11 protein-coding genes are annotated in these 12,410 nt (G+C 70.5%); 5 read left to right on the top strand and 6 right to left on the bottom strand.

What is annotated here, in order from left to right; all coding sequences use genetic code 11:
• Positions 1-160: 160 nt before the first annotated feature.
• From ACFXI4_RS08055 to ACFXI4_RS08045, 3 genes are all read right to left on the bottom strand, one after another.
• On the bottom strand, positions 161-1,138 hold the full coding sequence (locus tag ACFXI4_RS08055; RefSeq protein WP_384988889.1) for a pirin family protein: 978 nt from the start codon (positions 1,136-1,138) through the stop codon (positions 161-163).
• A 136-nt stretch (positions 1,139-1,274) separates the two neighbouring features.
• Positions 1,275-3,230 carry a YncE family protein gene (locus ACFXI4_RS08050; protein WP_384988888.1) on the bottom strand — a complete coding sequence of 652 codons (1,956 nt, stop codon included), beginning with the start codon at positions 3,228-3,230 and terminating at the stop codon, positions 1,275-1,277.
• A gap of 187 nt (positions 3,231-3,417) precedes the next feature.
• Positions 3,418-3,900 (bottom strand): SseB family protein, encoded by a 483-nt coding sequence (locus tag ACFXI4_RS08045; protein WP_362714162.1) that lies wholly within the window; start codon positions 3,898-3,900, stop codon positions 3,418-3,420.
• Positions 3,901-4,076: 176 nt separating this feature from the next.
• Here ACFXI4_RS08045 and ACFXI4_RS08040 point away from each other — a divergent pair, with 176 nt between their 5' ends.
• The 3 genes from ACFXI4_RS08040 (at position 4,077) to ACFXI4_RS08030 (ending at position 7,595) form a co-directional block, all read left to right on the top strand.
• On the top strand, positions 4,077-5,903 hold the full coding sequence (locus ACFXI4_RS08040) for an acyl-CoA dehydrogenase (RefSeq protein ID WP_384988887.1): 1,827 nt from the start codon (positions 4,077-4,079) through the stop codon (positions 5,901-5,903).
• Between the two features lie 79 nt (positions 5,904-5,982).
• Positions 5,983-7,281 carry a M18 family aminopeptidase gene (locus ACFXI4_RS08035; protein WP_384988886.1) on the top strand — a complete coding sequence of 433 codons (1,299 nt, stop codon included), beginning with the start codon at positions 5,983-5,985 and terminating at the stop codon, positions 7,279-7,281.
• Positions 7,282-7,355: 74 nt separating this feature from the next.
• Entirely contained in the window at positions 7,356-7,595 is a 240-nt protein-coding gene (locus ACFXI4_RS08030) for a DUF6458 family protein (protein ID WP_384988885.1), read from the top strand.
• Between the two features lie 6 nt (positions 7,596-7,601).
• Here ACFXI4_RS08030 and ACFXI4_RS08025 read toward each other — a convergent pair whose 3' ends face one another.
• Together ACFXI4_RS08025 and ACFXI4_RS08020 are read right to left on the bottom strand one after the other, a co-directional pair.
• Positions 7,602-9,437, bottom strand: a complete 1,836-nt coding sequence (locus ACFXI4_RS08025; RefSeq protein ID WP_384988884.1) for a thioredoxin-like domain-containing protein — start codon at positions 9,435-9,437, stop codon at positions 7,602-7,604.
• 66 nt (positions 9,438-9,503) lie between these two features.
• Positions 9,504-9,932, bottom strand: coding sequence for a cupin domain-containing protein (locus ACFXI4_RS08020; RefSeq protein WP_384988883.1), 429 nt, complete (start codon positions 9,930-9,932; stop codon positions 9,504-9,506).
• A gap of 53 nt (positions 9,933-9,985) precedes the next feature.
• Between ACFXI4_RS08020 and ACFXI4_RS08015 the strand changes: the two genes are divergently transcribed.
• Together ACFXI4_RS08015 and ACFXI4_RS08010 are read left to right on the top strand one after the other, a co-directional pair.
• Positions 9,986-10,984, top strand: coding sequence for a GlxA family transcriptional regulator (locus tag ACFXI4_RS08015; protein ID WP_384988882.1), 999 nt, complete (start codon positions 9,986-9,988; stop codon positions 10,982-10,984).
• Positions 10,981-11,475, top strand: a complete 495-nt coding sequence (locus ACFXI4_RS08010; protein ID WP_384988881.1) for an LURP-one-related/scramblase family protein — start codon at positions 10,981-10,983, stop codon at positions 11,473-11,475. Before ACFXI4_RS08015 ends, ACFXI4_RS08010 begins: the two co-directional genes overlap by 4 nt.
• Before the next feature lie 21 nt (positions 11,476-11,496).
• On the opposite strand, the gene ACFXI4_RS08005 is transcribed toward ACFXI4_RS08010, so the two are convergent.
• Positions 11,497-12,318, bottom strand: coding sequence for a carbon-nitrogen family hydrolase (locus tag ACFXI4_RS08005; protein ID WP_384988880.1), 822 nt, complete (start codon positions 12,316-12,318; stop codon positions 11,497-11,499).
• Between the last annotated feature and the right edge of the window lie 92 nt (positions 12,319-12,410).

Here is a 12,410-nt window from a genome sequence, read left to right as displayed (position 1 = left end):
GCCGCCGTATGCCCTGCCGTACACCCCCTGCCGGGTGAACACGGCGGCCAGGCAGGCGAGAGGCAGAACGAGAGGGAGAAAGGGGAGAAAGGGGAGAAAGCGGGGAAGGAGAGAGGCCCGGCGCGGTGGTCGCGCCGGGCCTCTCGGAGCCACGGGTCCGTTACGCCTCCGGGCCGGTCTCCGTCATGCCGTGCACCGCCGGGATCGTGCCCAGGCGGCCCTTCTGGAAGTCCTCGAAGGCCTGCATCAGCTCGTCCTTGGTGTTCATGACGAACGGGCCGTAGTGGGCCATGGGCTCGCGGATCGGCTGCCCGCCGAGGAGGACGACCTCCAGGTCCGGGGTGTGCGAGTCCTGCTTCTCGTCCGCGCGGACGGTCAGCGAGGAACCAGCGCCGAAGACGGCCGTCTGGCCGAGGTGGACCGGGCGGCGCTCCACACCCACCGCGCCCTTGCCGGCCAGCACGTAGGCCAGCCCGTTGAAGTCCTCGCGCCAGGGGAGCGTGATCTCGGCGCCGGGGGCCAGCGTCGCGTGGATCATGGTGATCGGGGTGTGCGTGACACCGGGACCGGTGTGCCCGTCCAGCTCACCGGCGATGACCCGCAGCAGCGCGCCGCCGTCTGGGGTGGTCAGCAGCTGGACGTTGCCACCGCGGATGTCCTGGTAGCGCGGGGCCATCATCTTGTCCTTGGCCGGGAGGTTCACCCACAGCTGGAGGCCGTGGAAGAGACCGCCGGACATGACCAGGGACTCCGGCGGCGCCTCGATGTGGAGCAGGCCGGCGCCGGCCGTCATCCACTGGGTGTCGCCGTTGGTGATGGTGCCACCCCCGCCGTTGCTGTCCTGGTGGTCGAAGATGCCGTCGATGATGTAGGTGACGGTCTCGAAGCCGCGGTGCGGGTGCCAGGGGGTGCCCTTCGGCTCGCCCGGCGCGTACTCCACCTCACCCATCTGGTCCATCATGATGAACGGGTCGAGGTGGCGGTAGTTGATCCCCGCGAACGCCCGGCGTACCGGGAAGCCCTCGCCCTCGAAACCGCTCGGCGCGGTCGTGACGGTGAGCACGGGACGGGCCACGGCGTCGGCCGGTGCGGCCACCCGGGGAAGGGTCAGCGGGTTCTCGACGGTCACTGCAGGCATGTTGGCTCCTCCTTGTACGCCCACTTTAGTTGAGCGTTGAACTTTCTGCCACCCCTAACGGCGAAGGCCCGGAGGACATTCCCTCCGGGCCCGGTCACCGCCGACCAGTGGATCGCTGGATCAGTGGATCAGTGGATCAGTTGCTGAAGTAGAGGTACTTCCAGCCGCCGTACGTCGTGGAGTTCACGGTGTCGCCGGACGAGCCGTTGACGTACACCGAACGCATCCGCGCCCGGATGCCGGACTGGCCGGGGGCGCCGAGCCGCACGGACGTCTTGCCGCTCGTACCCAGCTTGAAGTACTCGGAGTCCGACGAGTACCACCGCCCCTGGTAGTAGACCTGCAGGTCCAGGCGGTGCTCGCGGCCCGGGTAGTAGGTCATGGTCGTGTTGAACACCGGATCGGTGTTCTTGTGGAACCAGTAGTACGACGTCGAACCGATCTTCGCCGTCTTGTAGTGCCTGGACAGCGAGGTGGAGATCCTGACCCGCGCGTACGCCGTGGCCTTCACGGTCTTCGGGGCGTAGCGGGCGTCGCCGTCGAAGACCGCGGAGACGGCCGTGTCCCGGGTCATGTCCACCCACGCGGCGATGTTGCCGTGGGAGTCCACCTTGCCGGTCTTGATCAGCTTCTTGCCCTTGTCACCGCCGAAGGGGTCCGCGTAGATCTTGACCGAACGGTTCTTGTACGTCGTCCCGAGGTGAGCGGTGAACTTCACGTCGGCGCCGTAGTTGTAGAGCTTGCCGTTGTTGTTCAGGCTCAGGCCGGTCGCCGCGCGCGAGACCGCGACCTTGTCGGAGGCGGAGACCGCGGTGTGCGCGGCGTCGCCCGCGTAGCTCACCTTGTACGTGACCGTGCCGCCGGCCGGCGGGGTGTCCGAGAAGGAGTACGTGCCGTCCGCCTTGACCGTGACGGAGGCGAGCGCCTTGCCGCTCGGCGACTCCAGGTCGGTGCGGGTGACGGAGAGCCTGGTGCCGGCCGCCAGCGGGACCGTGGCCGAGATCTTGCCGGTGACGGTGAGCTTCTTGGCCCGGGTCGCCGAACTCGGGGCGTTGACCGTGAGCGCCGGCACGTTGAGCGTCGGCTGCGTCAGGACCTTGAGCGTGAAGGTGCTGCCGCTGGGGACCATCGCGAAGATCCGCGAGGAGTCCGGCGCCCAGCGCACGGTGCTGCCCGGCCAGTCGGAGGTCGAGCCGACCGCGTAGGTGCGCAGCGGCTTGGTGGCGTTCGGCCGGTAGACCGAGACCTTGCCCGCAGTGGTCTGCGCGACCAGACCGTCCGCCGCCACGTCGGCGCCCCAGCCGCCCGGGTAGGCACCGGCCTTGCTGAACTTCCCGTCCGCCCACGCGTCCCGGTCGGTGCCGTTGACCAGCACCTGGTCGGCGCCGGGGACGAGATCGATGTCCCCGATGCCGCTGTTCAGGCTGTAGTCGGCGTCGTACCAGGCGGTCACCTTGGCGGTGCCGTCCGAGACGTCGAGGACCGCCATGGAGTCGGTGGAGATGCCGGTCTCCCCGACGGCCAGCAGGCCCGGCCGGGTCGGGTCGGTGTCCAGCAGCGCCTGGCCCCAGATGCCCACCGACGTGCCCTCGGTGGGGAACTGCGCCATCGCCACCGGGTCGGTCCCGCCCGCCGGGTCCACCGCCGGGTCGATGGAGCCGATGTCGCCGTCCCACTGATCGCCGTACGAGAACCACGCCTTGCCACCGGCGAAGGCCAGGTGGCGGGGACCGGTGTCGGTCGGGATGGTGTACGTCGCCTTCAGGTCCAGCGTGGCCGCGTCGAGAGCGACGACCTGGTGGGTGTTGGGCAGGGCCGCGTAGACAGTGGTGCCGTCGTCCGACAGGGCCAGGTCGCTGACACTGCCGAAGCCGGTGTGCGAGTCGACGAGGGTGCCGCTGTAGTCGGCCGCGAGAACCCGGCCGTTCGCGGCGTCGCCGACGAACACCCTCTGGAGGGCGCCGTCCACGACGAGACCGCCGTTGTTGGTGACGGTGGTGCCGGCCGCCGAGGCGGTCCCCGCCGCAACGACGCTCAGTGCCGCCGAACTGAAGAGGACCGCGAGCGAGGTCGCGACCGAAATGCTGCGCATGCGCACAGTGATGAAACCCCCAGTGCATACCCGGGTTCGCCGGGTGGATGAGAGCGCCGCGCGACGCCCGTGCACGACCGCGGATCAGCGGTTGAGCGCGGGGCGCGGCTGCCGAGGGGCAGCCTATGGCATGGCTGTGACAATGGGGGAGCGGGTTTTCCCGGTGCGAGGACGCCGGCCGTGACGGCTAGCCGTACATCCGCCGCATCGCGAACTCCACCATCTGTTCGACCGCCTTCGCGTCGAAGACCATCCGGTGCTCGCCCTCCATGTCGAGGACGAAGCCGTAGCCGGTCGGCAGCAGGTCGATGACCTCGGCGCCCGTGATCACGAAGTACTTGGACTCCTTGCCCGCGTACCGGCGCAGCTCCTTCAGGGAGGTGAACATCGGGATCACCGGCTGCTGGGTGTTGTGCAGCGCGAGGAACCCGGGGTTGTCGCCGCGCGGGCAGTACACCTTGGAGGTGGCGAAGACCTGCTGGAAGTCCTCGGCGGTCAGCTGGCCCGTGGTGAAGGCGCGCACCGCGTCCGCGAGCGAGGGCGGAGACGGCTCGGGGTAGAGCGGGGGCTGCTGGCCGTACCCGCCGGCGCCGCCGGGCATGTGCTGCTGCGGCGAGGCGTACTGCTGCTGAGCGGCCCCACCGTCCATGGGCTGGCCGTATCCATACATGCGCGCAAGCCTACCGAGACACGCGGCCGCCGCGAGAAGGTAGACCCTTCTCACACTTCCGCCGGTAGGGGTTGCGTCTTATTACCGACGGGTAGCATCATCTCAGCTACTCGTTGGTATGTGAAAGCTTGCGCGAGGATTCAGTGCCTCGCCGATCCGGATACGGAGCCGTCAGCATGGGGCACTACAAGTCCAACCTCCGCGACATCGAATTCAACCTCTTCGAAGTACTCGGCCGCGACAAGCTGTACGGCACCGGCCCGTTCGCCGAGATGGACACCGACACCGCCAAGAGCGTCCTGGAGGAGCTGACCCGGCTCGCCGAGAACGAGCTGGCCGAGTCCTTCGCCGACGCCGACCGCAACCCGCCGGTCTTCGACCCGGAGACCAACACCGCGCCGGTCCCGGCCTCCTTCAAGAAGAGCTACAAGGCCTTCATGGACTCCGAGTACTGGCGGCTCGGCCTGCCCGAGGAGATCGGCGGCACCACCGCTCCCCCGTCCCTGATCTGGTCCTACGCGGAGCTGGTCCTCGGCGCCAACCCGGCCGTGTGGATGTACTCCTCCGGCCCGGCGTTCGCGCGCATCCTCTTCGAGGAGGGCACCGAGGAGCAGAAGAAGTGGGCGCAGATCGCCGTGGACCGGACCTGGGGTTCGACCATGGTGCTCACCGAGCCCGACGCGGGGTCCGACGTCGGCGCCGGCCGCACCAAGGCGGTCCAGCAGGAGGACGGCTCCTGGCACATCGAGGGCGTGAAGCGCTTCATCACCTCCGGTGAGCACGACATGGAGGAGAACATCCTCCACTACGTCCTCGCCCGCCCCGAGGGTGCCGGCCCCGGCACCAAGGGCCTCTCCCTCTTCCTCGTGCCCAAGTACCTCTTCGACTTCGAGACCGGCGAGCTGGGCGAGCGCAACGGCGTCTACGCCACCAACGTCGAGCACAAGATGGGCCTCAAGGCATCCAACACCTGCGAGATGACCTTCGGCGACCGGCACCCGGCCAAGGGCTGGCTGATCGGCGACAAGCACGAGGGCATCCGCCAGATGTTCCGGATCATCGAGTTCGCCCGCATGATGGTCGGCACGAAGGCGATCTCCACGCTCTCCACCGGCTACCTCAACGCCCTGGAGTACGCCAAGGAGCGCGTCCAGGGTCCGGACCTCGCCAACTTCATGGACAAGTCCGCGCCCAAGGTGACCGTCACCCACCACCCGGACGTCCGCCGCTCGCTGATCACGCAGAAGGCGTACGCCGAGGGCATGCGCGCCCTCGTCCTCTACACCGCCTCGGTCCAGGACGCGATCATGGTCAAGGAGGCGAACGGCGAGGACCCGACGGCCGAGCACGCCCTCAACGACCTGCTCCTGCCGATCGTCAAGGGTTACGGCTCCGAGAAGGGCTACGAGCAGCTCGCCCAGTCCCTGCAGACCTTCGGCGGCTCCGGCTTCCTGCAGGAGTACCCGATCGAGCAGTACATCCGCGACGCCAAGATCGACACCCTCTACGAGGGCACCACCGCCATCCAGGGCCAGGACTTCTTCTTCCGGAAGATCGTCCGCAACCAGGGCACGGCGCTGAACTCCCTCGCCGAGGACATCAAGAAGTTCCTGTCCCTCGGCACCGGCGGCGAGCAGCTGGCGGGCGCCCGCGAGCACCTCGCCAAGGCCGCCGTGGAGCTGGAGGCCATCGTCGGCCTGATGCTGACCGACCTCGCGGCCACCGAGCAGGACGTCAGGAACATCTACAAGGTGGGCCTGAACACCACCCGCCTGCTGCTCGCCTCCGGCGACGTGATCGTCGGCTACCTGCTGCTCAAGGGCGCCGCCGTCGCCACCGAGAAGCTGGAGACGGCGTCCGCCAAGGACGTCGCCTTCTACACCGGCAAGATCGCGGCGGCCAGGTTCTTCGCGGCCAACGTGCTGCCGGGCGTCACCCTCGCCCGCAAGATCGCGGCCGACGTCGACCTCGACCTGATGGAGCTGGACGAGGCCGCCTTCTGATCCGGCCCGCCTGATCCGCCCACGGTGGCCCGCTCCCTCACCGGGGAGCGGGCCACCGTACGTCGTTAAGGTGAGAACCATGAGCGCACCCGCCCGCTTCGATCGCGGCCACACCGACGACCTGATGTCCTTCCTCGCGGCCGGCCCCACGCCGTACCACGCCGTCGCGAACTCCGGCGCCCGGCTGGAGAAGGCCGGTTTCCGGCAGGTCGCCGAGACGGACGCCTGGGACGGGACCGCCGGCGGCAAGTACGTGCTGCGCGGCGGCGCCATCATCGCCTGGTACGTCCCGGAAGGCGCCGCACCCCACACCCCGTTCCGGATCGTCGGCGCCCACACCGACTCCCCGAACCTGCGGGTCAAGCCCCGCCCGGACACCGGAGCGCACGGCTTCCGCCAGGTCGCCGTGGAGATCTACGGCGGACCGCTCATGAACTCCTGGCTCGACCGGGACCTGGGCCTGGCCGGCCGGCTCAGCCTGCGCGACGGCACCACCCGCCTGGTCGACGTGCGCCGTCCGCTGCTACGCGTCCCCCAGCTCGCCATCCACCTGGACCGCGCGGTGAGCAGCGACGGACTCAAGCTGGACAAGCAGCGCCACCTGCAGCCGATCTGGGGCCTCGGCGACGACGTCCGCGACGGCGACCTGATCGCCTTCCTGGAACAGGAGTCGGGCCTGCCCGCCCACTCGGTGACCGGCTGGGACCTGATGACCTACGCCGTGGAAGAGCCGGCCTACCTGGGCCGCGACCAGGAGATGACGGCCGGCCCCCGGATGGACAACCTGCTGTCCGTGCACGCCGGCACGGCGGCCCTCGCCGCCGTGGCGGCGGGCGGCCCGCAGCTGCCCTGCATCCCGGTGCTCGCCGCCTTCGACCACGAGGAGACCGGCTCCCAGTCCGACACCGGCGCGGACGGCCCGCTGCTCGGCAGCGTGCTGGAGCGCTCGGTACTGGCCCGCGGCGGGTCCGCCGAGGACCGGGCGCGCGCCCTCGCCGCCACCGTCTGTCTCTCCTCCGACACCGGCCACGCCGTGCACCCCAACTACGCCGAGCGGCACGACCCCACGCACCACCCCCGCCTCAACGGCGGCCCGATCCTCAAGGTCAACGTCAACAACCGCTACGCGACGGACGGTTCGGGCCGGGCGATCTTCGCCGCCGCCTGCGAGCGGGCCGGGGTCCCCTTCCAGACCTTCGTCTCCAACAACTCCATGCCCTGCGGCACCACGATCGGACCGATCACCGCGGCCCGCCACGGCATCCAGACCATCGACATCGGCGCGGCGATCCTCTCCATGCACAGCGCCCGCGAACTGTGCGGCTCCGACGACCCGTTCCTCCTCGCGAACGCCCTGGCGGCATTCCTGGAGGGGTAGTTGCACATGCCCCGCCCGCCCCTGGGTACCCGGTGTGAACCGGAACCACCGAACCTGAAGGGTAGGCAACGCTCATGGGCCTTGGCGGGTGCATCATCCTCATCGCCGTGGGGGCCATCCTCACGTTCGCGACCGACTGGCACATGCAGGGCGTCGACCTCGACGTCGTCGGCCTCATCCTGATGGCCGTCGGCATCATCGGCGTCGCCACGTTCACCAACATCGCCCGTCGTCGGCGGGTCATGGTGCCGCCGACGACGGTGGTCGAGGAACGCCGTCGCCAGGACGACTACGGCAGCGGATACGGCGCCTGACGGTCCCTAGGCCTCCTGGTCCATGCCGGCCAGAACCAGCGGCAGCCGGTCCGCCCCGCCCTTGGCGAGGCGGACCGGAACTCCCCAGTCCTGCTGGTGGACATGGCAGGCCGGGTACTCGTTGGCGGGGTCGTCGTCGCAGGACGCGGCCATCGCCGAGACATGCAGGACGCCCTCGGTCACGGCCGGGTTCAGCTCCAGCTCCCGCGACAGGTCCGTGTCCGGGCCCTCGCCCTTGAGCAGCAGCTCCGGCGGGGTCGAGGACACCAGGAGCCGTGTCGACGGGCCGTAGCGCAGGTCCAGCTTCTGGCCCGCCGGGGCCTGGAAGATCACGTCCAGCCGGAGGCGCCCCGGCGCCACCTCGGTCGCCGCCCGCTGGGTGCGGTGGGCGACCGACTCCACCCGGACCGCCTCCTCGGGCAGCCGCAGCCGGGTCAGGCGGTGCCGGGCCGACTCGACCACCACGATGTCGTCACCGGCCAGCACCGCGTCGCTCGGCTCCCGCAGGTCCGTCGCCAGCGTGGTGACCTCGCCGGTCGCGGGGTCGTAGCGGCGCAGCGCGTGGTTGTAGGTGTCGGACACCGCGACCGAGCCGTCCGGAAGTGCCGTCACCCCCAACGGGTGCTGGAGCAGCGCCTGTCCGGCCGCGCCGTCCCGGTGACCGAAGTCGAAGAGGCCGGTGCCCACGGCGGTGTGGACGTGTCCGTCCGGATCGACCCAGCGCAGGGCGCTCGTCTCCGAGTCGGCGAGCCACAGCCGGTCGGCGGTGGCGGCGAGCCCGGACGGCTGCGCGAACCAGGCCTCGGCCGCCGGCCCGTCCACCAGCCCCTCATTGGTGGTACCGGCGGCGACCGCGACCGTCGCGCTCTGCGGGTCGTACACCCACAGCTGGTGCACGCCCGCCATGGCGATCCACACCTTGCCGCCGAAGACCGCCACGTCCCACGGGGAGGACAGGGCGATCTCGCGGGCCGGGCCCGAGGTCGCGGAGCCCTGCCACCACTGGCGGCCGGTACCGGCCAGCGTGGTCACCTCGCCGGTGGCCGGGTCGAGGCGGCGCAGGGCGTGGTTGACGGTGTCGGCGACGACCACCGAGCCGTCGTCCAGAAGCGCCAGGCCCTGCGGTTCGCTGAAGGCGGCGTCGGTGGCCGGGCCGTCGGCGAAGCCGCGCGCACCGGAGCCGATCCGCCGCACGACCGTCTCCGCGTCCCCGGCCAGCTCCACCAGCTGGTGCCGGGTGGTGTCGCTGACCAGGAAGTTCCCCGAGGGCAGCAACAGCGCCTTGCCGGGAAAGCGCAGGGCGGTCGGCTCGGGCTCCGGCGGCACGTACGGGCCGTCGCCGCGCCGCAGGGTGCCCTTCGCCTCGTGCTCCGCCTCCAGCTCCTCCACCAGCCGGGCGATCGCGTGCGCGTGCCCCTCACCGGCGTGCTGGGCGACGACGTACCCCTCGGGATCGATCACGACCAGCGTCGGCCAGGCCCGCACCGCGTACTGCTTCCAGGTGGCGAGCTCCGGGTCGTCGAGCACCGGGTGCTCCACGCCGTACCGCTCCACGGCGTCGACGACCGCCTGATGCTCCGCCTCGTGCACGAACTTCGGCGAGTGCACCCCGATGATCACCACCGTGTCCCGATGCCGCTCCTCCAGCTCCCGCAACTCGTCGAGGACGTGCAGGCAGTTGATGCAGCAGAACGTCCAGAAGTCCAGGATGACGATGCGTCCGCGCAGGTCCGCGAGGGTGTACGGCTTGTCGCCGGTGTTCAGCCAGCCGCCCTTGCCGATCAGCTCGGGGGCACGGACGCGGGCGCGGCGCGGGGTGGAGGCCGGGGATGTGTCGCTCATGGATCAAGGGTGCCACTTGTCGGCGCAAGCGCGTCCGGACCTGTGGACAACCAGCGTTTTCGCCGGTCAGGGCAGGGTGTGGCCCGTCGTCGCGTCCACGTGGTCGGGGATCTCGTCGTGGCGGTCGCCGACCGTGGACGTGCCGGTCGGTTCGAAGAGGAGGATCGAGGCTCCGGACGGGGCGGACGGCTTGTGCTCGGTGCCCCGGGGGACGGTGAAGACCGAGCCCCGGGGCAGGACGACCGTGCGCTCGCCGGCCGGCTCCCGCAGGGCGATGTGCAGCTCGCCCTCCAGGACCAGGAAGAACTCGTCGGTGTGGTCGTGGACGTGCCAGAGGTGCTCGCCCCCGACCTTGGCGACGCGGACGTCGTGGTCGTTGACGGCGGTGACGATCCGGGGGCTCCACAGCTCCTCGAAGGAGCCGAGGGCGCGGGCGAGGGAGACGGGTTCGCTGCTCTTGGCGTTCATGCCGTTCATGGCGGTCATGGCGGTCATGGCGTTCATCCTGGGCGCTCGCCCGGCGGTCGCGTGAGTGCTAGAAATCGCATATGGCGCAAGGATCCTCGCAACCCACCCATCGGGTGGCCGTGATCGTCGACGCGGGCACCAACCCGTTCGAGGTCGGTGTCGCCACCGAACTGTTCGGGCTGCCCCGGCCCGAGCTGGGGCTGTCCGTGCCGCCGTACGAGGTGACCCTGTGCGCGCCGACCCGTGAGGTGCGCATGAACCACGGCTTCTTCACCCTGAGCGGAGTGGCCGGGCTGACGGCGGTGGACGCGGCGGACACCCTCGTCGTCCCGGGGCGCCCGGACAACGTCGTACCGCGCGGTGCGGACGTCCTGGAGGCGATCCGGCGGGCGCACGCGCGTGGGGCGCGGGTGGTGAGTTTCTGCACCGGGACCTTCGCGCTGGCCGAGGCGGGGCTGCTGGACGGGCGGCCGGCCACCACGCACTGGCGCTGGGCGGACGCCTTCCGGCGGCTGCATCCCCGGGTGCTGCTCCGCCCCGACGTGCTCTTCGTCGACGACGGCGACCTGCTCACCGCCTCCGGCAGCGCGGCCGCGCTCGACCTGGGGCTGCACGTCTGGCGGCAGGACCACGGGGCCGAGATCGCCAACGCGGTCTCCCGGCGGCTGGTGTTCGCCTCGCACCGGGACGGCGGGCAGCGGCAGTTCGTGGAGCGGCCGGTGCCCGAGGTGCCGGACGAGTCGCTGGGCCCGCTGTTGGCCTGGGCGCAGGAGCGGCTGGGCGAGCCGCTGACCGTGGCGGACCTGGCGGGGCGGGCGGCCCTCTCCCCGGCCACCCTGCACCGCCGGTTCCGCGCCCAGCTCGGCACCACTCCGCTGGCCTGGCTGACCGGGGAGCGTGTGGCCCTCGCCTGCCGGCTGATCGAACGCGGCGAGGAGCGGCTGGACGTGGTGGCCTCGCGCAGCGGCCTGGGCACCGCGGCCAACCTGCGCGCACGGCTGCGGCGTGAGACCGGGCTCAGCCCGTCGGACTACCGGCGGCGTTTCGGGCCGGTCGGCCGGGAAGGGGTGGATACATGAGATTTCTGGTACGCGACCGGCTCCTCGGCTTCGGCGAGGACTACTGGATCGAGGACGACCACGGCGACAAGGTCTTCCTGGTCGACGGCAAGGCCATGCGGGTGCGCGACACGTTCGAACTGAAGGACCGGAACGGGCGCGTGCTCGTCGACATCCACCAGAAGATGTTCGCCCTGCGCGACACCATGGTGATCGAACGCGACGGCGGCCCCCTGGCCACCATCAGGCGCAAGCGGCTCTCGCTGCTGCGCAACCACTACCGCGTCCGCCTGGTCGACGGTACCGAACTGGACGTCAGCGGCAGGATCCTCGACCGCGAGTTCGCCGTGGAGTACGACGGTGAGCTGCTGGCCGTGGTCTCCCGGCGCTGGCTGCATGTCCGGGAGACCTACGGTGTCGACGTCGTACGGGACGACGCGGACCCGGCGCTGCTGATCGCGGTGGCGGTCTGCGTGATCCACCTCGCCGACACGGAGCGGGAGGAGGACTGAGCGGGCCTTCTGCAACACCCTTCAGCGGCGGCGGGGCGGTTCGAGGCCCAGCAGGCGGTCCTTGAGCGCCGGGAACTGTTCGCGGGTGACGGCGACCCTGGCCGGGTCGATGTCGACGGTGAGGATCTCCTCGCCGGCTCCCGCCTCGGCCAGCACCTCGCCCCAGGGGTCCACCACGATCGAGTGACCCGCCTGCGGAACTCCGGCATGCGTCCCGGCCGTTCCACACGCGATCACGAACGCCTGGTTCTCGACCGCCCGCGCCTGGGCCAGCAGCGTCCAGTGCGCGCGTCGCCGCTCGGGCCAGCCCGCGGAGACCACCATCGTCTCGGCGCCGGCGTCGACGAGCGCGCGGAAGAGTTCGGGGAAGCGGAGGTCGTAGCAGGTGGCCACGCCCAGCGTGGTCTCCGGGAGCGGGACGGTCACCAGTTCGTGCCCGGCGCCCATCAGCACCGCCTCGCCCTTGTCGAAGCCGAAGCGGTGGATCTTGCGGTAGGCCGCGGCCAGCTCACCGGAGGGGGAGAAGAGGAGAGCCGTGTTGTAGAGGGCGCCGTCACCCGCGGCGGATCCGCTGTCGGCCGGAGCCCGCTCGGGGATGGAACCGGCGTGCAGCCAGACGCCCGCCTCGCTCGCCGCCTTCGCCATCGCCTCGTACGTCGGGCCTTCGAGCGGCTCCGCCTGGCCGGCGAACTCCTCGTAGGCGAACGCGCCGGTCGTCCACAGCTCGGGCAGTACGACGAGATCGGCGTCGGCCTGTTCGCGTACCAGTGCGGTCATGCGCCGCCGACGCGATTCGACCGATTCGCCCTCGTTTACATCGATCTGGATGAGCGAGGCGCGCACACTACCACCGTCCTGGCATTCGAGCCGTCCACACGGGCCTACGATCGTCACACGAAAGCACTGCCGGGGTGCCTCACAGCAGCGTAACTTGG

It is taken from the genome of Streptomyces sp. NPDC059224 (assembly GCF_042754285.1).
In the GTDB taxonomy this organism is placed as follows: Bacteria; Actinomycetota; Actinomycetes; order Streptomycetales; family Streptomycetaceae; genus Streptomyces.
The sequence above is the reverse complement of the archived record's forward strand: the minus strand, read 5'-3'. Positions and strand labels throughout refer to the sequence as shown.